General features: G+C 67.5%; 19 protein-coding genes and 1 pseudogene. 4 read left to right on the plus strand and 16 right to left on the minus strand.

What is annotated here, in order from left to right; genetic code table 11:
- Positions 1-79 precede the first annotated feature (79 nt).
- The 3 genes from G3N62_RS13240 to G3N62_RS13250 are packed head-to-tail and all read right to left on the minus strand — an operon-like array spanning position 80 to position 2,676.
- Positions 80-1,009: an SMP-30/gluconolactonase/LRE family protein gene (locus G3N62_RS13240; protein ID WP_124669633.1), complete on the minus strand. Its 930-nt coding sequence runs from the start codon at positions 1,007-1,009 to the stop codon at positions 80-82.
- 21 nt (positions 1,010-1,030) lie between these two features.
- Complete coding sequence (locus G3N62_RS13245) at positions 1,031-1,978, minus strand: hydroxyacid dehydrogenase (RefSeq protein ID WP_034186218.1); 948 nt, start codon at positions 1,976-1,978, stop codon at positions 1,031-1,033.
- The gene (locus G3N62_RS13250) at positions 1,978-2,676 is read right to left on the minus strand and encodes a diguanylate cyclase (RefSeq protein WP_034186141.1); all 699 of its coding nucleotides are present in this window, start codon (positions 2,674-2,676) and stop codon (positions 1,978-1,980) included. Before G3N62_RS13250 ends, G3N62_RS13245 begins: the two co-directional genes overlap by 1 nt.
- Positions 2,677-2,841: 165 nt before the next feature.
- Here G3N62_RS13250 and G3N62_RS13255 point away from each other — a divergent pair, with 165 nt between their 5' ends.
- Positions 2,842-3,552: an IclR family transcriptional regulator gene (locus G3N62_RS13255; protein WP_034186140.1), complete on the plus strand. Its 711-nt coding sequence runs from the start codon at positions 2,842-2,844 to the stop codon at positions 3,550-3,552.
- Between the two features lie 189 nt (positions 3,553-3,741).
- Here G3N62_RS13255 and G3N62_RS13260 read toward each other — a convergent pair whose 3' ends face one another.
- From G3N62_RS13260 to G3N62_RS13275, 4 genes and pseudogenes are all read right to left on the minus strand, one after another.
- Complete coding sequence (locus tag G3N62_RS13260) at positions 3,742-4,260, minus strand: OmpA family protein (RefSeq protein WP_034186139.1); 519 nt, start codon at positions 4,258-4,260, stop codon at positions 3,742-3,744.
- 87 nt (positions 4,261-4,347) lie between these two features.
- Positions 4,348-5,616 (minus strand): diguanylate cyclase, encoded by a 1,269-nt coding sequence (locus G3N62_RS13265; RefSeq protein ID WP_124607625.1) that lies wholly within the window; start codon positions 5,614-5,616, stop codon positions 4,348-4,350.
- A complete protein-coding gene (locus G3N62_RS13270; protein WP_124669632.1) occupies positions 5,613-6,326 on the minus strand; it encodes a YfiR family protein in 714 nt (237 codons plus the stop codon). The genes G3N62_RS13265 and G3N62_RS13270 overlap by 4 nt, the downstream gene beginning before the upstream one ends.
- 280 nt (positions 6,327-6,606) lie before the next feature.
- Positions 6,607-7,287: pseudogene (locus tag G3N62_RS13275) on the minus strand (molybdopterin cofactor-binding domain-containing protein); the annotation flags it as partial.
- A gap of 161 nt (positions 7,288-7,448) precedes the next feature.
- Between G3N62_RS13275 and G3N62_RS13280 the strand changes: the two are divergent.
- Entirely contained in the window at positions 7,449-8,690 is a 1,242-nt protein-coding gene (locus G3N62_RS13280) for an FAD-binding oxidoreductase (RefSeq protein ID WP_059556886.1), read from the plus strand.
- A 23-nt stretch (positions 8,691-8,713) separates the two neighbouring features.
- On the opposite strand, the gene G3N62_RS13285 is transcribed toward G3N62_RS13280, so the two are convergent.
- The 9 genes from G3N62_RS13285 to G3N62_RS13325 form a co-directional block, all read right to left on the minus strand.
- Complete coding sequence (locus G3N62_RS13285) at positions 8,714-9,487, minus strand: FadR/GntR family transcriptional regulator (RefSeq protein ID WP_034186133.1); 774 nt, start codon at positions 9,485-9,487, stop codon at positions 8,714-8,716.
- A 68-nt stretch (positions 9,488-9,555) separates the two neighbouring features.
- Positions 9,556-10,446, minus strand: a complete 891-nt coding sequence (locus G3N62_RS13290; RefSeq protein ID WP_124669631.1) for an amidohydrolase family protein — start codon at positions 10,444-10,446, stop codon at positions 9,556-9,558.
- Between the two features lie 67 nt (positions 10,447-10,513).
- Positions 10,514-11,455, minus strand: coding sequence for an ABC transporter substrate-binding protein (locus G3N62_RS13295; protein ID WP_049029304.1), 942 nt, complete (start codon positions 11,453-11,455; stop codon positions 10,514-10,516).
- A gap of 77 nt (positions 11,456-11,532) precedes the next feature.
- Positions 11,533-12,570, minus strand: a complete 1,038-nt coding sequence (locus G3N62_RS13300; protein ID WP_034186131.1) for an ABC transporter permease — start codon at positions 12,568-12,570, stop codon at positions 11,533-11,535.
- Between the two features lie 14 nt (positions 12,571-12,584).
- Positions 12,585-14,123 carry a sugar ABC transporter ATP-binding protein gene (locus G3N62_RS13305; protein WP_124669630.1) on the minus strand — a complete coding sequence of 513 codons (1,539 nt, stop codon included), beginning with the start codon at positions 14,121-14,123 and terminating at the stop codon, positions 12,585-12,587.
- A gap of 12 nt (positions 14,124-14,135) precedes the next feature.
- On the minus strand, positions 14,136-14,912 hold the full coding sequence (locus G3N62_RS13310; protein ID WP_124669629.1) for an SDR family oxidoreductase: 777 nt from the start codon (positions 14,910-14,912) through the stop codon (positions 14,136-14,138).
- Positions 14,913-14,955: 43 nt separating this feature from the next.
- Positions 14,956-16,233 carry an L-fuconate dehydratase gene (locus tag G3N62_RS13315; protein WP_034186128.1) on the minus strand — a complete coding sequence of 426 codons (1,278 nt, stop codon included), beginning with the start codon at positions 16,231-16,233 and terminating at the stop codon, positions 14,956-14,958.
- 23 nt (positions 16,234-16,256) lie between these two features.
- Complete coding sequence (locus tag G3N62_RS13320; protein WP_034186127.1) at positions 16,257-17,099, minus strand: ureidoglycolate lyase; 843 nt, start codon at positions 17,097-17,099, stop codon at positions 16,257-16,259.
- A gap of 57 nt (positions 17,100-17,156) precedes the next feature.
- Complete coding sequence (locus tag G3N62_RS13325) at positions 17,157-17,921, minus strand: SDR family oxidoreductase (RefSeq protein WP_034186126.1); 765 nt, start codon at positions 17,919-17,921, stop codon at positions 17,157-17,159.
- Positions 17,922-18,585: 664 nt separating this feature from the next.
- Between G3N62_RS13325 and G3N62_RS13330 the strand changes: the two genes are divergently transcribed.
- Positions 18,586-18,876: a DUF3331 domain-containing protein gene (locus G3N62_RS13330; protein ID WP_034186125.1), complete on the plus strand. Its 291-nt coding sequence runs from the start codon at positions 18,586-18,588 to the stop codon at positions 18,874-18,876.
- A gap of 167 nt (positions 18,877-19,043) precedes the next feature.
- On the plus strand, positions 19,044-19,759 hold a 716-nt coding region (locus tag G3N62_RS13335; protein ID WP_206141242.1), incomplete at its 3' end, for an oxidoreductase.

Below are 19,759 nucleotides of genomic sequence, written 5' to 3' on the forward strand. Positions count from 1 at the left end.
CTCCTTCGTCGCGCGGCTGGCGGCGCGATCTTTCGGCATGCGGGCGGGAAGCCGACGCGCGGCTTCCCGGCTCGTGGTCTCAGTCCTGCTTCGCTGCCTGTTTCGGCAGCGGGCCGGCAACGGTCATGTCCGCTTTCAGGACGGAACCGGACGTCGCTTCGGTGATGAAAAGCGTCTTCATGTCCGGGCCGCCGAAGCACACGCTCGTGAGCGACGCGCCTTTCGGTCCGGTCAGGATCTCGACGGGCTCCGCGCAGTGGTTGAGCACCCACACGCGGCCGAGCCCCGGATTCGCGACGAACAGGCGGCCGTCGAGATCGACGGTGAGGCCGTCGGGGCCGCTCGGTCCGTAGGACGTGAAGAACTGGCTGACCTTCGTGACCGAGCCGTCGGCCTGCAGCGGCATGCGCCACACGGCATTGCCGCGCGTCATCGCGACGAACAGCACCTTCTCGTCGCGCGACAGGACGAGCCCGTTCGGGCTCGGGCAGGTATCGAGCAGCATGTCGAGCTTGCCGTCGGGCGACAGCCGGTACACGCGGCCCGTCGGATCGTGCAGGCCGGTCTGCCCCTGGTCGGTGAAATAGAGGTTGCCGGCCGAGTCGAACGTCAGGTCGTTCACGCCCTTGAAGCGCTCGGTGTTGCGGCGCTCGAGATACGGGCGGACTTCACCGCGCTCGATATCGAGCAGCATCACGCCGTTCCGGTAGTCGGTGATGATCAGGTGTGACGCGTCGAAGCGCTTCATCCCGTTGGGCTCGCCGTCGTATTCGGCGACGAGTTCCCAGTCGCCCGACGGTGAAATGCGGAAGATGCGCCCGTGCGGAATGTCGGTGACGAACAGATAACCGTCCGGATCCCAGACCGGCCCTTCGAGAAAGGAATCCGTGACCATTCCGCCGCGATTCGCGCGCGCCCATTCCGTGCGGACGTCCGGCTTGCGAAACTTCTCCGGCATGCGCGTGAAGACTTCGGCTTCGCGCACGTCGGGATTCGTCAGATAAAACATGCGTACCTCGATGTCCAGGGTTCAAGCCGCGCTGTGCGCGCGTTCGTCCAGCACCGCGAGGAGGTTGGCGGCCGCGCCCTTGCCCATGTTCACGTACGCGGCATCGCTCACGCCGCCGATATGCGGAGACAGAATCGCGTTGGGGATCTGCTGGAACGGGTGCGGCACCGCCATCGGTTCCACGTCGAAGCTGTCGAGCCCGGCCGCGCGCAAGTGACCGCTCGTCAGTGCGTCGGCAAGCGCGGCTTCGTCGATCAAGCCGCCGCGGGCGGTATTGACGAGGATCGCGCCGCGCTTGAAACGCGCGAGCGTGTCGCGGTCGAGCATCCGGCGGTTGTCGGCCGTCAACGGACAATGCAGCGACACGACGTCCGACTCCGCGTACAGCGTGTCGAGCGGCACCCGCTTCACACCGGCGGGCACTTCCTTCGCGAACGGATCGAACGCGACAACCTTCATGCCGAACGCCGCGCCGATCGCGGCCACGCGCCGGCCGATCGCGCCGAGCCCGACGAGGCCGAGCGTGCGGCCGTCGAGTTCGACGGACTTGTGCGTCGACTTGTCCCAATGGCCTTCGCGCATGCGGGAATCGAGCTGCGGAACCGACTTCGCACACGCGAGCAGCAGCGCCCATGCGTGCTCGGCGACGGCGGCCGCATTCGCGCCGACCGCGGCACGCACCGCGATGCCGCGTGCGGCGGCGGCGTCCTGATCGATCACGTCGATGCCGCTGCCGTGCTTCGAAATCACCTGCAGGTTTTCGGCGGCGTCCATGATGCGCGCGTTGATCTTGCCGTACCGGACGATGATCGCGACCGGCTTGTGCGCGATGCAGAGCGCGACGATGTCGTCTTCGGTCGGCTGCTTGCCGGCGAACACGACGTCGAACTGCGTGAGCATGTCGAGCGCTTGAGCCGCAAGGTCGGCGGCGGTCACGAGGACGACGGGCTTATGCGAAGCGGTCTGCATCACAGCGCCTCGCCTTCGGCCAGCATGCCGGCTGCGCGCAGTTCCTTCTCGATCCAGCCCGGACGAACGTCGCCCTTGTGGATCGCCGCGATACGCGCCGTTTCGGCATCGAGCTTTTTCTGCGCCAGATCGACGATGCGCGCGACGTCGGCGCGCGCAACGACGACGACGCCGTCGGCGTCGCCGACCACCAGGTCGCCCGGATTGACCGCCGTGCCGCCCAGCGAGATCGGCGCATTCACGCGCCCCGCGACACTTTTGGTCGGGCCGCACGGATTGAGGCCGGCCGAGAAGATCGGATAGTCGCCGTTGGCCAGTTCATGCGCATCGCGCACCGCGCCGTCGATGATGATGCCAGCGATGCCGCTCGCCTTCGCCTGCGCCGCCATGATTTCGCCGAGCAGCGCGCACGAGATGTCGCCCTTGCCGTCGACCACGACGACGTCGCCCGGCTTCGCGACGGCGAGCGCCGCATGGATCGCCAGGTTGTCGCCCACGCGGACTTCGACCGTGATCGCGGGGCCGGCGACCTTCATCTTCGGCGACAGCGGCCGCACGCGGCCATGCACGGTGCCGCGGCGGCCGGCGACGTCGGCCAGGATCGCCGCTTGATAGCGGGCGGCGGCCTGAACGAGTTCGGGCGACACGCGTTCGATGTCGCGAATGATCGGGGAAGTGCTGACGGGTGGCTTGCTCATGATTCGACCTCGGGTTGTGCGTTGTACTCTGTACAACAATGGTGTACATCGTGAAATCACTATAACCAGAGGACGAGCATCATGGCACTGGCGTTTACCCTTTTACGTGGTAAACCAGCGTTTTACTCTGTACAATCCCTGTTGCATGTCGACAGGAGAGAAGAGATGGGAAATGAAGGGGTCGTTGCCGTGGAAAAGGCGCTTTCGCTGCTGGACTGCTTCAAGCCCGGTGCCGAATCGCAGTCACTCGCGATGCTGTCGCAGGCATCCGGCATGCACAAGACGACGGTCTATCGGCTGATGAACTCGCTGGAGCGAATGGGCTATGTCGTGCGCGCGCAATCCGGCAACTATTCGCTGGGACATCGCGTGCTGTACCTCGGCAAGCTGTACGAGCAGTCGTTCCATCTGTCCACGGTGGTTGAACCGGCGCTGCACGCGCTGGCCGCGCTGACGAAGGAAAGCGCATCGTACTACGTGCACGACAGCGGGCAGCGGCTTTGCCTGTTTCGGGCCGAGCCGTCCGAAGGCCTGCGTGAAACGCGGCTCGCGGGGACGATGCTGCCGCTCGACGACACGGCCATCAGCCAGGTGATCCGCTTCTGGGGACTCGGCGAACCGATCTATGACAAGCCGCCTGCGCTGCCCCTCTTCACCGCGGGTGCGCGCGACGTGCACACGGCAGCGTTCGCGGTGCCGATCTTCGGCGCCGGCGACAAGTTCATGGCGGCACTGACGCTTTCCGGTCCTGCGTCTCGTCTCAGCGCCGCATACGAGTCGGGCGAGTTGGATCGACCGCAACTGGATGCGGCCGCCGATCTGTCCCGGAAGCTGGGCGCGAGTGTCGCGCTCTGCGAAAACATCTACGGCACCTGATCCTCGCGGCGACCAACGCATGGTTCAGGTCGGCGCTGAAGCAACAGCGGTTGCCCAAGTCGCCGCGCGTTGGTTCGAGCTGACGACTGGAACTGGCGATACAGCGCCATTCCGCTACGCGTGCGTAGCGTGCCAACGCGGACTGTCTTGCCTGCCGGCATCGCGCTTCACGCAGAACAACGATGCCCGTCACCTCGGCGAAATCACAATCGCCGCCCGCCGATTCTGCGCCCGCCCGGCCGGCGTCCGGTTATCCCCTACCGGATCACGCTTCCCTTTCCCCGCGATCGCGATCTGCTTCGCATCCAGCCCGACGTCGACCAGCTCGGCGGCCACCACCTCCGCCCGCCGCTTCGACAACTCGAGATCGTATTTCTCCGTCCCGCTGTCATCCGAGTAGCCATACACCCGCACGCCGTTGATCCCCGACGACCGCAGCGTCCGCCCGATCCGTTCGACGATCCGCCGCACGTCCGGCTTGAGGTTGTACCGGTCGAAATCAAACAGAATGGGCCCGGTGGACCCGAACTCGAACCCCTGTCCAGTCTCCTGGAACCCGGCTGATTTCAGCGCCGTGACCTGCGTCTGCGTCAGCCCGCGATGAAGCGGCGGCGGCGGCGGCGTCTTGCAGCCCCCCAGCAGCATGCCCAGCAGCAATGCGCTTCCCACGCACAGCCGCTCCATGCTTACAGGAAACGAGTGGTTCATTTCGCATCCCCTTCGAGTGCGCCCTTGTTGAACGCGCTTCTTGTCAATCGCTGCCGCGGCCTCGCCCGCGGCGCGAAACGTTCATCCTCAAGCCGATCCGACCACCCCCTCCGCCAATTGCCAGGAGCCCGGCCGCGCACGCTTGGCGCGGTACATCGCGGCATCCGCCGCCCGCAGCAGGCCGCTCGCGTCCGACGCGTGATCGGGATACAGCGCAACGCCGGCACTCATCATGGTGGCCACCATGCGGCCGTCGGACAGCTCGATCGACGGCGCCATGCCGGACAAAATCCCGTCGGCGATCCGGCATACGCTGCCCGCTTCGGGCACCGCCGCCAGCATCACCGCAAATTCGTCGCCGCCCAGACGGGCAACGAGATCGGCCTCGCGCACCTGCGTACGCAGCCGCGACGCGATGCCGACCAGCACCGCGTCGCCGGCATCGTGGCCGAGACAATCGTTGATTTCCTTGAAGCGGTCGCAGTCGAGATACAGGACGGCAACCCGCTGCCCCGTCAAAGTCGCGTCGCACAGCGCAAGCGCGAGGCGCGATTCGAACTGCGCGCGGTTGGGCAGCCCCGTGAGCGCATCGTGCGTCGCCTTGTGCTCGAGCGACGCGTTCTCGTCGCGCAGCGTGTTCTGCCAGTCCTCGAATTCGTCGAGCAATGCATTGAAGTCGTCGCCGAGCTGGTTCAGTTCGGCGATCGCCACCGGTTCGACGCGCCGCGCAAAGGCGCGCTCGCGCCGCACCGCGTGAGCGACGCCCGCCAGCGCGCGCAGCGGCGAAACGATGTTGCGCAGCAGACGCTTCGAGCTGACATACGCGCCGAACACGCTGACGGCCAGGCAGCCGAGAATGCCGCCCACGCCGCCAAGCAGGAAGCCGAAGAACTGATGGCCGCGCCCGCGCACGACGACGTGTCCGACAATGATGCCGTCGTGCAGCACCGGGACGGTCACCGGCCCGGGCAGCGCCACATCCGCCACGGCGCGTTCGAGCCGCGCGATGCCGTTGCCGGCAGGCAATTGCCACGTCGCGAACAGTTGCCCCTTGCTGTCCGTGACGACCACCTGTGCGACATCCTCGTCGCTGGCGATCAATCCGATCGCCTCGTTCGCCGCGACGCGATCGCCGAACACGAGCGCCGCCTCGACCGTGTAACCGAGCGAGCGCGCGAGCAGGTTCAGGTTGTTGCCCGCGTACGCGCGCAACGCGATCACGGCGACGACGATCAACGACACGGCCGCCATCGTCACCGCGATGAACGCGAGGCGCAGGTGCGCCCGACGCAGCACGCTTTGCAGCGTCGGGCGCGGCATGCGGGAAGCGGAAACGGGGAGCGCGGACCGTGTCATGGCGTCACCGGCCGCCGGGCGAGATTGAGCACGTTCGGGTGCACACGCACGCCGCTGCGCGCGACGGCGTCGAGATTGATGTCGAACGACACGCGATCGCCGTCGACACTCAGGCAGAACATGCCGCCCGCGGTGCAGGACGGATCGTGTTCCGAGATCGTCAGCACCGGATGACCGGCCACCGCGGTTCTCACCCGCGCGCGTTCGTCGTTGCTCAGCGTGCCGAGGTAGACGATGTCGCATGCGATGCCGAGCGCCGGATCGTCGGGACGTACGCGCTGCACGTCGACCAGCGTCGAGCCGGCCTCCAGCGTGTCGGTCAGGCCGCGCGCGTAGTCGGGCCGGCCCGTGACGCACAGATGCAGGCGAACGGGCGTGGTCGGCCAGCGCGTGAAGCTGACGATGCCGAGCACGACCTGACGCACGGCGGAGTCGTGTGAGGAATGGGCCGGGTCGGCGTGATCGACATGATCGGCAGGGCTTGCGGCGGCGAGGTGCATGGGATCGACCGGAACGTCGGTATCGACGGGCGCCCCTGCGAGCACGGCGGGCGCCGCGCCCAACCAGCAAACGATTGCGAACAGCGCGTGGCGCAGCGAAGCGGCTCGGCCGAGACGGCCGGACACCGTCCGCGCGGCGATGGGCGCCGCGCCCGCTGACGTCGCTGCAGTCGCGAGACCGACAGCCGACGCGCACACTTTCGCATCCATGATGGCAACATCCGCTGGCGTCGCTCCGGCGCTGCCCCTCGCCTCTTCCCATGCGCGTGCAGGCACCGAATTACGCGCATGATGGCTTCATCTTAGGTAAAAATTCGGATGACCAAGCAGTGGGAAACACCCGATAAAACGTCGGAAAGTATGCGGAATCGGTACTGCGTCACGACGATGCGAGCGAAGGCGATGACCGGCGTCGATCCGGTGTCGACGCCGGTAGATTGGTCAGCGGATTGGATGCCCGCGGGCGGCAAACTTCATACGTTCATGCGCGCTATGCGATCGCCGACAAATCGAACGGCGTCTCCCGCTGGCGCGTCCCCGTCAGCCTGAACCCCGCATTCGCAATCGCCGGCGTCACCGCCGGGCTCGACAGTTCGCCGACGCCGCCCGGCACGATGTGAATGTCGGTCTCTGGCATGTCGCTCATCCGCATCACGCGATACGTATCGAAGTTCGACTGCAGCACGCGGCCGTGCCGGAAATCGATGCGATCGACCGTCGCATGGCCGAGCCCCCACATCAGCCCGCCGTACCATTACTCGTCGCCCCCGGCCGGCGACACCGCGCTCCCGCAGTCGGCCACGCACGTGAGCCTCTCCATCTTCACCGCGCCGTCCTTGCGACTGTTCATCAGCTTCACGGGCTTGCCCGCCTTCACCGCACACCATGTCGCGTCGAACAGCCAGTACGTCGATTCGCGCGCACCGAAGCTGCCGCCCGACACGCGTTCGTGCAGCGTCACGCAATGCGCGGGAGTGCCGCCGTTACGCGCGAACACGGTGACGTTGATCGGCTCCGGCGGATTCGTGGCCTTGTGCGGCATCGAATACGACGCCTCGATCGTACGTGCGCGGGCCGCTTTCGCCTTCGCGGAATCGCCGTCGGCAATCGTCGGCACGACACGCGCGGCCGGGTCGTCGCCCCATGCTGCCCGCCTCGCCGCGACGATCGCGAATCATCGTGCACGGGCCACGTTCCGCGTATCGGCACCGCCGCCGGCTTGGTCCTTCACGCCGCGGCGAGTATGCTTGTACGTCGAACGTTCTCCAACACGCGGCGGCACGACGATCGCGACACCACGCCCCCTGCCCCGCCAACCGCCCTTCACCATCGATGGATTTCGACGTAATCGTTCTCGGCGCCGGCATCGTCGGCGTGTCCGCCGCGCTGCATCTGCAGGATCGCGGACGCAAGGTTGCCCTTGTCGATCGCGGCGCGCCCGGCGAAGGCACGAGCTTCGGCAACGCCGGGCTGATCGAACGCTCGTCGGTCGAGCCGTATCCGTTCCCGCGCAGCCCGTTCACGCTCATGCGTTATGCGCTGAACCGCTCGACCGATCTCTACTGGCACAGCGCATCGCTGCCCGCGTTCGCGCCATGGCTCGCACGGTTCTGGTGGGAATCGGCGCCGCTGCGCCACGCGGCCGCTTCGCGCGACATGCTGCCGCTGATCGAGCGCTGCATCGTCGAGCACGACGCACTGATCGCGCGGGCCGGCGCCGGCGAACTGATCCGCGCGACCGGCTGGCTGGAAGCGTTCCGCACGCCGGCCGCCTTCGAACGCGGCGTGGCCGAGGCCGGCCTCACCGCGCGCCGCCACGGGCTCGGCATCACGCCGCTCGACGCGGCCGCGCTGCACGCGCACGAGCCGAGCCTCGCACCCGGCTTCTGCGGCGCGCTGCACTGGCTCGATCCGAAAAGCGTCGTCGATCCGTCCGCGCTCGTCAAAGCGTATGCGCAACTGTTCGTGCAGGGCGGCGGCACGCTGCTCGGCGGCGACGCCGCCAGCCTCGACGCACTGTCGCCCGGCTGGCAGGTTCACACGCAGGACGGCCCGGCCGCCGCGCCGGCCGTCGTCGTCGCGCTCGGCCCGTGGTCCGACATCGTGTTCGGCAAGTTCGGCTACAAGATCCCGCTGCGCGAGAAGCGCGGCTATCACATGCACTACGCGCCGTCCGCGCGCGGCGTGCCGTCGGCGCCGATCGTCGATCGCGAATACGGCTACGTGATCGCGCCGATGCGGCGCGGGCTGCGGCTGACGACGGGGGTCGAGATCGCGCGGCGCCGCGTGCCGCCGACCGGCGTGCAGCTCGAACGCGCGGAACGCGTCGCGCGGCCCGTGTTCGGTTTCGGCGAACGGCTCGACCCGCAGCCGTGGCTCGGCTTCCGGCCGTGCACGCCGGACATGCGCCCGGTGATCGGCCCCGCGCCCGCGCATCGCGGCCTGTGGTTCGCGTTCGGCCACAACCACCACGGGCTCACGCTCGGCCCCGTCACCGGCCGCCTGCTGGCCGAGATGATGACGGGCGAAGCGCCGTTCACCGATCCGGCGCCGTATCGCGCCGATCGTTTCTGAACAGATGACCCGTCACCGCGCGCTCAGTCGAGCGCGCGGCCGAAGATCCGGATGACTTCGTCGAGGTGCTCGGCCATCGCGCGGCGCGCGGCGTCGGGATCGCGCGCACGGATCGCGTCGAGGATCGCGCGGTGTTCCAGCTCCGAACGGTGCGGCATGTCGTTCGGCATGTACAGCGACTGCAGCCGCTGGAACATCAGGTCGTACTTGTGCGCGAGCAGCTGCTTGATCATCAGCGCATACGCGGCGTTGTCGCTCGCTTCCGCGATGCGGATATGGAACAGCCGGTCGCCCGGGTGCGTGAGCGAGCCGCTGCGGTTGTCTTCCTGGTTGCGCAGGAACGCTTCGTGAATTCCTTCGATCTGCGCGTCCGAGCCGTGCTTTGCCGCGAGCGACGCCGCTTCCGGTTCGATCAGCCGGCGCGCCTGCAACAGCGCGAACGGCGGGATCTCGGTATCGAGGTCGAGCGCGATGCCGAGTTCGGGATCGATCTCGACGATCGAGAACGGCGCGACCGTCGCACGGGATACGGGTTCGGGCGCGGGCTCCGGCGCCGCGGCCGCTTCGGGATGACGCACCTTCACGCCGTCGCCGACGCGCACGCTGACGAGCCCGCTCACTTCGAGCGCGATCAGCGCCTCGCGCACCGACGTGCGCGACACGCCGAACTGCTCGGCCAGTTCGCGCTCGGGCGGCAGATAGCTGCCCGGCGGAAAATCGCCGGACTCGATCATCGCGCTGAGCTTGTCGGCGATCTGCTGGTAGAGGCGGCGGTTCTGAATCGGCTGGATGGACATACGTTGACGCTGGTAATCGGTTTCGTTCCGGACGGTCTGACGAATCGCACAGACCGTTCGCGCCTATTTTATATGCCGCGCCTCACATCGCCCGGCACCGCGTAACAACGCGCGGCCGTGCCGCCCCACAGCGCGTTGCGCTCGGCCGCCGACAGCCGCGATTCGGCCCAGCGTTCGACGAGCGACGCCACTTCGTCATACGAGGCCGCCAGCAGGCACACGGGCCAGTCCGACCCGAACATCAGCCGCTGCGGCCCGAACGCGTCGAGCGCCGCGTCGAGGCACTGCTCGATGTGCCGGATGTCCCGCGCGCGCAGGCCGCGCCGCCAGTCCGCCTCGGTCACGAGCCCCGACAGCTTGCATGCCACGTGCGGCAACGCGCCCAGCTCGCGCAGCGACGCGCGCCAGCGTGCGAGCGCCGTGTCGTCCCGCTCGAACTCGGTGAGCGCCGGCTTGCCGGCATGATCGAGCACGAGCCAGTGCGCATCGTGCGTCGCGCAGAACGCGCGCACGTCCGGCAACTGGCGCTCGAACACGAGCACGTCGTACACGTAACCGTTCGCCTGCAGCCACGCGATGCCCCGATTGAAACCGGGATCGGCGACGAATGCGGCCACGTCGGCTTCGTCCTGCACCTGATGACGAAAGCCGCGCAGCTTCGGGCTGCCCCACGCGGCGACCCGCTCGGCCAGCCCGGGCGCGCCGAGATCCTCCCAGCCGACCACCGCCGCGATGCGGGCGTCGTCGCGCGCGAGATCGAGCAGGAACGCCGTCTCGTCGCGCCCGGCGCGCGCCTGCACCGCGATCGACGCGCCGAGCGCCTGCGCATGCATCTGCGGCCACAGCGCGTCGGGCAGGTAGTCGCGCGCGAGCACGCCCATCCCGGGGCCGATCCACGGATAGTCGGCCGCGCGATAACGCCAGAAGTGCTGATGGGAATCGATGCGCACTGCGCCCATGGTGCCCTCGTGTTCAGTCGCCGCTGTCGCGGCGGCGCGCGTCATCGCCGCCGCTCGCGCGCAACGCTCAGTCGTACAACACCGCCGCGATCTTCGGATCGTCGATATTGGTCTTGTCGTACCAGTAGAAACCGGTGTCGATGACCTTCGGCAGCTTCTCGCCCTTGATCGCCTTCACGGCCGCCTCGACGGTCTTGTAGCCGATCCCGATCGGGTTCTGCGTGATCGCGCCGGCCATCAGCCCGCTGCGGATCGCGTCCTTCTGCTGCTTGCCGGAATCGTAGCCGACGATCACGACCTTGCGCTTCATCTCGCGCACGCCGTTGACCACGCCGATCGCCGAGCCTTCGTTGGTGCCGAACAGCCCCTTGAGCTTCGGATACGCCTGCAGGATCGACTTCGTCACCTCGGTCGACTTCAGCTGGTCGCCTTCGCCGTACTGCACGGTCACGACCTGCACCTTCGGGTGCGCCGCCTTCATCCGCTCGAGAAAACCGTCGCGGCGGTCGATGCCGGTACGGCTCGTCTGGTCGTGCGCGACCACGGCCACCTCGCCTTCGTCGCCGATCAGCGCGGCGAGCTTGTCGGCGGCGAGCGCGGCGGCCGCCTTGTTGTTGGTCGCGGCGGTCGTCACCGGGATGTCGCTGTCGACGCCCGAGTCGAACGCGATCACCGGGATCTTCTCGGCCTGCGCCTTCTTCAGCAGCGGCAGCGCGGCCTTGCTGTCGAGCGCCGCGAAGCCGAGCGCGGCCGGCTTCTTCGCGATCGCGGCCGACAGCATGTCGATCTGCTTGTCGACCATCGCCTCGGTTTCCGGCCCCTCGAACGTCACCTTCACCTTGTAGTCCTTCGCGGCCTGCACGGCGCCCGACTTCACGGCCTGCCAGAACTGATGCTGGAAGCCTTTCGAGATCAGCGGGATATAGGCTTCCTGCGCCTGCGCGCCGGCCGTGACGCCGACGGCGAACGTCAGCCCGACGATCGCGTTCAACACCTTGCTCCTGATCACTTCGCGTCTCCTTGGTTGGATTCTTCTGGATGCCGGCCGGGCCGGCGGTGAAGCGGATGCCTGCGTGCAGGCGTGCGTCAGCGGCGGCGCCGGCGCAGGATGTCGACGTACACGGCGAGGATGATGATCACCCCGGTCACGACCGTCTGCCATTCCTGCGCGACCGACATGATGCGCAGGCCGTTGGTCAGCACGCTCATGATGAACGCGCCGATGATGGTGCCGACGATGCTGCCCGCGCCGCCCGACAGCGACGTGCCGCCGATCACGACGGCCGCGATCGCATCGAGCTCGTAACCCTGCCCGAGCGCCGGCTGCGCGGAGTTCAGCCGCGACGCGATCAGCAGGCCGGCGATCCCGCACACCGCGCCGCTGAACGTGTAGACGGCGATCTTCCATGCATCGACGTTCACGCCGGACAACCGCAGCGCTTCCTCGTTGCTGCCGAGCGCGAACGTGTAGCGGCCGAAGATCGTCCGGTTCAGCACGATCGACGCGCCGATCGCGACGAGAAACAGGATCAGCACCGCGTTCGGAATCGGCAGCGCGGGGATCAGGTTGCCGATCAGCGAGTCCTGCGCGATCGACGTGAAGCCCGGCGTGTCGTTGAAGTAGATCGGCCGCGTGCCCGAGATCACGAGCGACAGGCCCTTGAGCAGCATCATCATGCCGAGCGTCGCGATGAACGGCGGCACCTTCATCTTCGCGATCACGAAGCCCGACACGCAGCCCGACAACGCGCCGAAGCACAACGCGGCCAGGATGCCGAACGGCAGCGGCATCCCCCATTTCGTCAGCACGACGCCGGCCATCACCGCGCAGAACGTCATCAGCGTGCCGACCGACAGGTCGATGCCCGACGTGATGATCACGTACGTGCAGGCGACGGCGAGCACGCCATTGACCGCGGTGGCCTGCAGGATCGACACGAGGTTGTCGACTTCGAGAAAGTTCGGCGAACCGAAGCTGAAGAACACGATCAGCAGCACGAGGCTCGCGAACGCGAGCAGCTTCTGGCGCGCGGCGGGGTTGAAGAAGCGCGCGCGAAAACCGGGCGCGGCGGCCGGCGTGTCGCCGGAAGCGAGGGGCGGGACGGGATGCGTATCGTTGGACATGGTAAGCGTCTGAATCAGGACAATACGGTCGACTCGCGCTGCGTCGCGAGATGCATGATCTTCTCCTGCGTGGCGTCGGCCGCACGCAATTCGCCGGTCACGCGCCCTTCGCACATGACGAGAATCCGGTGGCTCATGCGCAGCACCTCGGGCAGTTCCGACGAGATCATCACGATCGCCTTGCCGTCGGCGGCGAGCGCGTCGAGCAGCTTGTAGATCTCGCTTTTCGCGCCGACGTCGATGCCGCGCGTCGGCTCGTCGAAGAACAGGATGTCGCAGTCGCGCAGCAGCCATTTCGCGATCACGATCTTCTGCTGGTTGCCGCCCGACAGCAGCCGCGCGGGCTGCGTGACCGACGGCGTGCGGATCGCGAGCCGCCGCACGTACGACTGCGCGGTGTCGCGCATCTTGCGCGCATCCAGGAACGCACCGCGATGCAAGAAACGGCGCATGCTCGCCAGCGCGACGTTGTTCTGCACGTCCATGCCGACCGCGAGCCCGAAGTGCTTGCGATCCTCGGACAGGTAGCCGATCCCGTGCCTCACCGCGTCGGCCGGCGTGCGGATCGTCACGGTGCGGCCGTGCACGCGAATTTCACCGGCATCGATCGGGTCCGCGCCGAACACCGCGCGCGCGACCTCGGTGCGGCCCGCGCCCATCAGCCCCGCGAAGCCGAGGATCTCGCCGCGCCGCAGCGTGAAGCCGACATCGCGGATCGCACGCCCGCGCGACAGCCCGCGCACCTCGAGCGCCACGTCGTTCGACGACGTATCGGGCGGCGTGCGCGCTTCCGTTTCGAGCTGGCGCCCGACCATCATCGAAATGATCGTCTCCATCGACGTGCCGGCCATCGGCACGGTCGCGACGTACTTGCCGTCGCGCATCACGGTCACGCGATCGGCGATCTGGCGCAGTTCGTCCATCTTGTGCGAGATGTAGACGATGCCGACGCCGTTCGCCCGCAGGTCGCGGATGATGCGGAACAACTCGCCGATCTCCGCGTTGTTCAGCGCGGCGGTCGGCTCGTCCATGATCAGCACGCGCGAATCGAACGACAGCGCCTTCGCGATCTCGACCATCTGCTGCTTCGCGACCGTCAGCCGGCCGACCGGCGTGCGCGGATCGAGATCGAGCCGCATCCGCCGGAAGATCGCGGCGGCATCGCGATTCAGCTTGTCTTCGTCGACGAACACGCCGAGACGGCCGCGCGGCTCGCGGCCGATGAAGATGTTCTGCGCGACGCTCAGGTGATTCATCAGGTTCAGTTCCTGATGAATGATGCCGATCCCGAGCGCCTGCGCGGCGCGCGGATCGGCGATCTTGACCGGATGGCCGTCCATCCGGATCTCGCCGTCGTCGCGCGGGTACACGCCCGCGAGGATCTTCATCAGCGTCGACTTGCCGGCGCCGTTCTCGCCCATCAGCGCATGCACTTCGCCCGCGCGCAGGTCGAAGCGGCAATCATCGAGCGCCTGCACGCCCGGGAAGCGCTTGCCGATGCCGGTCAATGCAATCAGCGGCGGCGCGAGGTTCGGGTGGAGATCGGGTTGCATCGCTCGCGGCCCTCAGCTGATCGCACGGTCGAGATGCGTATAGCCGCCGTCGACGAACAGCCACTGGCCCGTCGTGTGCGACGCGCGTTCCGACAGCAGGAACACCGTCGTGTCGGCGATCTCGTCGGCCGTCGTGAAGCGCCGGCCGAGCGGCACCTTGCCCGCGATCGCCGCGAGCTTCGTCTCCGGATCGTCGAAGCCGTCGATCCATTTCCGGTACAGCGGCGTCATCACCTCGGCCGGGATCACCGCGTTCACGCGCACGCCGTCGTCGCGCAACGCGACGGCCCATTCGCGCGTCAGCGCGAGCTGCGCGCCCTTCGACGCGCAGTAGCCGCTCGTGTTGCCCTGCCCGGTCACGGCCGTCTTCGACGAGATGTTGACGATCGCGCCGCGCGCCGCCTTCAGGTGCGGCACGCAGTAATGCGCCATCACGTAGTAGTGGACCAGATTGCGTTCGAGCGACGCGACGAACGCGTCGCGCCCCGCATCGAGCCCGATGCTGTCGTTGACGCCGGCGTTGTTGACGAGCCCGTCGAGCCGGCCGAATCGCGCGACGGTCCGCGCGACCGCGTCGCGGCACTGCGCATCGTCCTGCAATTCGACCGACACACACGCGGCGTTCGGCTGCTCGCGCGTGAGCGCGCGCCAGAACGCGTCGTCGGGCACGTGCCGCGCGAACACCACCGGTATCGCGCCTTCGCCGGCCAGCCGCATCGAGATCGCGGCGCCGATGCCCGACGCACCGCCGGTCACGATCACGACCTTGTCCTGCAGATTCAGATCCACTTCGCGTCTCCGTCGTTCATGTTGTCGGCACGCTCGATGCGTGTCAGCCGCGGAACCGGTACTGCTCCAGCGATTCGGGCTTCATCTCGATCGAGAAGCCGGGTGCCGTCGGCGGCAGGTACGCCGCGCCGCGCACGATGCACGGCTCGACGAAATGCTCGTGCAGGTGATCGACGTACTCGGTCACGCGCCCTTCCTTCGTGCCGGCAATGCACACGTAGTCGATCATCGACAGGTGCTGCACGTACTCGCACAGCCCGACGCCGCCCGCATGCGGGCATACGGGCAGCCCGTACTTCGCGGCCATCAGCATCACCGCGAGAATCTCGTTCACGCCGCCGAGCCGGCACGCATCGATCTGCACGACGTCGATCGCGCCGCGCGCGATGAACTGCTTGAACAGCACGCGGTTCTGGCACATCTCGCCGGTCGCGACCTGCACGGGCGCGATCGCCTTGCGGATCTTGCGATGCCCTTCGACGTCGTCGGGGCTGGTCGGCTCCTCGATGAACCACGGCCGCGCGAACGCGAGCTCGCGCACCCAGTCGATCGCCTCGTCGACTTCCCACACCTGGTTCGCGTCGATCATCAGCTTGCGATCGGGTCCGATCACTTCGCGCGCGATCGTCACGCGGCGGATGTCGTCCTCGAGGTTCGCGCCGACCTTCAGCTTCACATGGTCGAAACCGGCGTCCACCGCCTCGCGGCACAGCCGGCGCAGCTTGTCGTCGCTGTAGCCGAGCCAGCCGGCCGACGTCGTGTAGCACGGGTAGCCGTCGCGCTCGAGCGCCGCGATCCGCGCGGCCTTGCCGGGCGCCTGCCGGCGCAGCAGTTCGAGCGCTTCATCCGGCGTCAGGCAGTCGGTCAGGTAGCGAAAGTCGATCGTGCGTACCAGTTCCTCGGGGCTCATGTCGGCGACGAGCCGCCACAGCGGCTTGCCGACGGCCTTCGCCCACAGATCCCACACCGCATTGACGACGGCGCCGGTCGCGAGGTGGATCGCGCCCTTGTCGGGGCCGATCCAGCGCAACTGGCTGTCCGACGTCACGTGACGCCAGAAGCGGCCCATGTCCTCGCGAATCCAGTCGAGGTCGAGGCCGACGACGAGGTGACGCATCGCGTCGATCGCCGCGCAGCAGATTTCGTTGCCGCGCCCGATGGTGAACGTGAGCCCGTGCCCCTCGAGCCCGTCGCGATCGGTTTCGAGGACGACGTAGGCCGCCGAATAATCGGGGTCCGGATTCATCGCATCGGAACCGTCGAGCTGGCGCGAGGTCGGGAAGCGCACGTCGAGGACGCGCATCGATCGAATGATAGGCATGACGAACCGTCCGTAAAAGGAGATCAGGCCTGCACGGTGCGCTGGCGCTGCTCGCCGAGCCCGTCGATGCCGAGCGTGATCACCTGTCCGGCGCGCAGATAGACGGGCGGCTTCTGCCCGAGGCCGACGCCCGGCGGCGTGCCGGTCGAGATCACGTCGCCCGGCTGCAGGCTCATGAAGCGGCTCAGGTAGCTGATCAGGTGCGGCACGCGGAACACCATCGTCGCGGTCGTGCCGTTCTGGTAGCGGTGGCCGTCGACGTCGAGCCACAGCCGCAGCGCGTGCGGATCTGGCACTTCGTCGGCCGTCACGAGCCACGGCCCAAGCGGGCCGAACGTGTCGTTGCCCTTGCCCTTGTCCCACGTGCCGCCGCGTTCGAGCTGGTATTCGCGTTCCGACACGTCGTTCACGACGCAGTAGCCGGCCACGTGCGACAGCGCATCGGCTTCGTCGATGTAGCGGCCGCCCTGGCCGATCACCACGCCGAGCTCGACTTCCCAGTCGGTCTTCCGCGAGCCTCGCGGGATCTCGACGTCATCGTTCGGGCCCGAGATCGCGCTCGTCCACTTGCCGAACACGACGGGCTCCTTCGGCACCTCCATGCCCGACTCGGCCGCGTGGTCCGAATAGTTGAGCCCGATGCAGATGAACTTGCCGACGCGGCCGACGCACGCGCCGATCCGCGGCGCGCCCTCGACGCGCGGCAGCGACGACGGCGGAATGTCGCGCAGCCGCGCGAGCGACGCGGGGGTCAGCGCATCGCCGGCGATGTCGTCGATCACGCCGGACAGGTCGCGAAGGTGGCCCTGCGCATCGAGCAGGCCCGGTTTTTCATGGTGTTTGTCGCCAAATCTGAGCAGTTTCATAGCGTCGTCGGAACGGAAACGGAAAGTGAATGGGAAGGCGCGGTCAGTTTGACACGGTCAGTTTGACCAGCCGCCGTCGATCAGGTGGATCGCGCCGGTCGTGAACGACGCTTCGTCGGACGCGAGGTACAGCGCGAGCGCGGCCACTTCGTCGGCGCGGCCGATGCGGCCGATCGGCTGACGCGCGACGAATGCCTGGCGCACCTCGTCGGTCGACACGTGGCGCGTGCGCGCCTGGTCCGCGATGCGCTGCTCCAGCGACGGCGATTCGATCGTGCCCGGGCAGATCGCGTTGCAGCGGATGCCGCGCTCGACGAAATCGGCGGCGACCGCCTTGGTCAGCCCGATCACGGCCGCCTTGGACGTGCCGTAGACGAAGCGGTTCGGCACGCCCTTCACGCTCGACGCGGCCGAGGCCATGTTGATGATCGACGCGCCGCCGGCTTCGAGCATCGCGGGCAGCAGCGCGCGAATCAGCCGGTACATCGACGTGACGTTCAGGTTCATCGAGAACGCCCACGCGTCGTCGTCGCAGTCGAGGATCGAGCCGTGGTGCACGTAGCCCGCGCAGTTGAACAGCACGTCGAACGCACGTTCGCCCGCGGCGAGCGCCGCGACGTCGTTCGCATCGGTGACGTCGAGCCGCCGCGTGGCCAGCCGGGCGCCCGCGCGTTCGGCGTCGGCCTCGAGCCGCACGAGCGCGGCTTCGTTGATGTCGGTCGCCAGCACGTCGGCGCCCTCGCTCGCGAACCGCAGCGCGGTCGCGCGGCCAATGCCCTGCCCGGCCGCCGTCACCAGCGCGCGTTTGCCCTGCAATCTCATGAGCACGTCTCCCGAAAAAGCCGGCCACCCGTCGGCCGATTGGCACAAAGGACTAAAGGTCCAACCAATCATAGAAAGCAATCGCGCGTTTGTCACGAAATCGGGATTCAGTATTTACCCGGGCGGAGAAATCGGGCGGACGAAGAAAAATCCGGCGAAGACAAGTCCTAAAAATCCCGCCCGTAAATCGTACAAACCCAATACTGACAGGCCTCTCAGCCGAATCTTCGGGCTCGTCCCGCGCAGCTACTTCGCCAAACTGACAAAAAAGTCATGTTCGCGTCAGGGTCTCAACGGGATCAGCACGCCATCATGGCGTTGCCGGACCGCGCTTTTCACCCATCGCCTCTCCGCCCGCCTTCGATCCCTGCGGGCACTCCGTCCCCCGGCGATGGACACCGTGACTGGGCGAGCAGACACGGTGCGCGGGCCGATTTTCCGCCCCGGACTTCCCGTCCGGGGCGTTTTTGTCTGTGGTTTCCACGAAAATAAGCGTGGATTGTTTCTAAATCGGCAAAAGGTAATTTGAGCCAGACAGGATGTTTTTTCCGGTCACAGACGCTTACATTTAGCGCACCACTCATGGAAACCGCTACGGATTCGCCATCGGGTAGTGACATCCACTGCCAAGGCCGAAACCGCACGAGCTTTAGGAAACGGCAAAATGAAGGCCTCCAAATCCCTGCCTGTGCTCGATCCCGCCGACGTCCACGTCGAAATCCTCGAACGTTCCGATACGCTGCTCGTCGTCCGCTGGGTCGAGCCCGGCCGCTGTCACTACGGTGAACAGCGCTGGCGCCGCCGCTTCGCGCAACGCACCGGCACCTGCGCGCTGTCGCGCCAGGTCATCCATCGCGGCGACGAAGTGTTCCGCCCGGCCGAACGTCCGGCACCCGCGAATGCGGCCGCGATGATCTCCGCCGCCGAGGTGCTCGCGCTGGCCGGAAGCAGGTAAAACCTGCCGGCCGCGCGCCGGGGCTGGCCGCGCCACGCACTGCGCCCGCCCTAGAAGCGCCGGTCTAATTCCCCCGCTTGTCTGTCACGCCCGCCCGCACTATCGTTACACCACGCAATGTAACGATTACGTGCCGCGGCCGGTCGGCCGTGCCGATGGAGACAGACATGCATGCATGGAGCGCGCGCCACGTCCCGGCGCAGGGCGGCAAGGTCGCGGTCGTGACCGGTGCCAACAGCGGTCTCGGCTGGCAGCTCGCGGAAACGCTGGCCGCGAAAGGCGCGACGGTCGTGATGGGCTGCCGCGACGCCGCGCGCGCCGCCCGGGCGGCCGACGCGATCCGCCGGCTCCATCCCGACGCCCGCGTCGAGGTCGATCCGCTCGACCTTGCCGATCTCGCCTCGATCGCCCGCTTCGCGGGCGACGTCTCCGAACGCCACGGCCGCGTCGACATCCTCTGCAACAACGCCGGCGTGATGTTCCTGCCGCTGCGGCATACACACGACGGCTTCGAAATGCAGTTCGGCACCAACCACCTCGGCCATTTCGCGCTGACCGGCCATCTGCTGCCCGCGTTGCGCGCCGCGCGACGGGCGCGCGTCGTGACGATGTCGAGCGGCTTCAACCGCGGCGGCCGGATTCGCGTCGACGACCTGCGTGCCGAGCATCGTTACAACCGTTATCTCGCCTATTGCGACAGCAAGCTCGCGAACCTCGTGTTCGCGATCGAGCTGCAGCGCCGTTTCGAGCGCGCGGCGTTCGCGGGAATCAGCGTGGCCGCGCACCCCGGCTATGCGGCGACCAACCTGCAGTTCGCGGGCCCCGCGATGGACCGTTCGCCCGCGCGCGCCGCGCTGATGCGCGCGGCGAACCGTTATCTCGC

Origin of the sequence: Burkholderia sp. Tr-20355, from assembly GCF_017104685.1 — a bacterium.
Classification (GTDB): Bacteria; Pseudomonadota; Gammaproteobacteria; order Burkholderiales; family Burkholderiaceae; genus Burkholderia; species Burkholderia seminalis.

Excerpts from the sequence above, each read along its gene's own strand:
- G3N62_RS13330 (WP_034186125.1), top strand. The coding sequence starts at position 18,586 with ATGAAGGCCTCCAAATCCCTGCCTGTGCTCGATCCCGCCGACGTCCAC.
- G3N62_RS13315 (WP_034186128.1), bottom strand. The coding sequence starts at position 16,233 with ATGCCTATCATTCGATCGATGCGCGTCCTCGACGTGCGCTTCCCGACC.
- G3N62_RS13305 (WP_124669630.1), bottom strand. The coding sequence starts at position 14,123 with ATGCAACCCGATCTCCACCCGAACCTCGCGCCGCCGCTGATTGCATTG.
- G3N62_RS13320 (WP_034186127.1), bottom strand. The coding sequence starts at position 17,099 with ATGAAACTGCTCAGATTTGGCGACAAACACCATGAAAAACCGGGCCTG.
- G3N62_RS13280 (WP_059556886.1), top strand. The coding sequence starts at position 7,449 with ATGGATTTCGACGTAATCGTTCTCGGCGCCGGCATCGTCGGCGTGTCC.
- G3N62_RS13290 (WP_124669631.1), bottom strand. The coding sequence starts at position 10,446 with ATGGGCGCAGTGCGCATCGATTCCCATCAGCACTTCTGGCGTTATCGC.
- G3N62_RS13325 (WP_034186126.1), bottom strand. The coding sequence starts at position 17,921 with ATGAGATTGCAGGGCAAACGCGCGCTGGTGACGGCGGCCGGGCAGGGC.
- G3N62_RS13240 (WP_124669633.1), bottom strand. The coding sequence starts at position 1,009 with ATGTTTTATCTGACGAATCCCGACGTGCGCGAAGCCGAAGTCTTCACG.
- G3N62_RS13250 (WP_034186141.1), bottom strand. The coding sequence starts at position 2,676 with ATGAGCAAGCCACCCGTCAGCACTTCCCCGATCATTCGCGACATCGAA.
- G3N62_RS13265 (WP_124607625.1), bottom strand. The coding sequence starts at position 5,616 with ATGACACGGTCCGCGCTCCCCGTTTCCGCTTCCCGCATGCCGCGCCCG.
- G3N62_RS13260 (WP_034186139.1), bottom strand. The coding sequence starts at position 4,260 with ATGAACCACTCGTTTCCTGTAAGCATGGAGCGGCTGTGCGTGGGAAGC.
- G3N62_RS13255 (WP_034186140.1), top strand. The coding sequence starts at position 2,842 with ATGGGAAATGAAGGGGTCGTTGCCGTGGAAAAGGCGCTTTCGCTGCTG.
- G3N62_RS13300 (WP_034186131.1), bottom strand. The coding sequence starts at position 12,570 with ATGTCCAACGATACGCATCCCGTCCCGCCCCTCGCTTCCGGCGACACG.
- G3N62_RS13245 (WP_034186218.1), bottom strand. The coding sequence starts at position 1,978 with ATGCAGACCGCTTCGCATAAGCCCGTCGTCCTCGTGACCGCCGCCGAC.
- G3N62_RS13285 (WP_034186133.1), bottom strand. The coding sequence starts at position 9,487 with ATGTCCATCCAGCCGATTCAGAACCGCCGCCTCTACCAGCAGATCGCC.
- G3N62_RS13270 (WP_124669632.1), bottom strand. The coding sequence starts at position 6,326 with ATGGATGCGAAAGTGTGCGCGTCGGCTGTCGGTCTCGCGACTGCAGCG.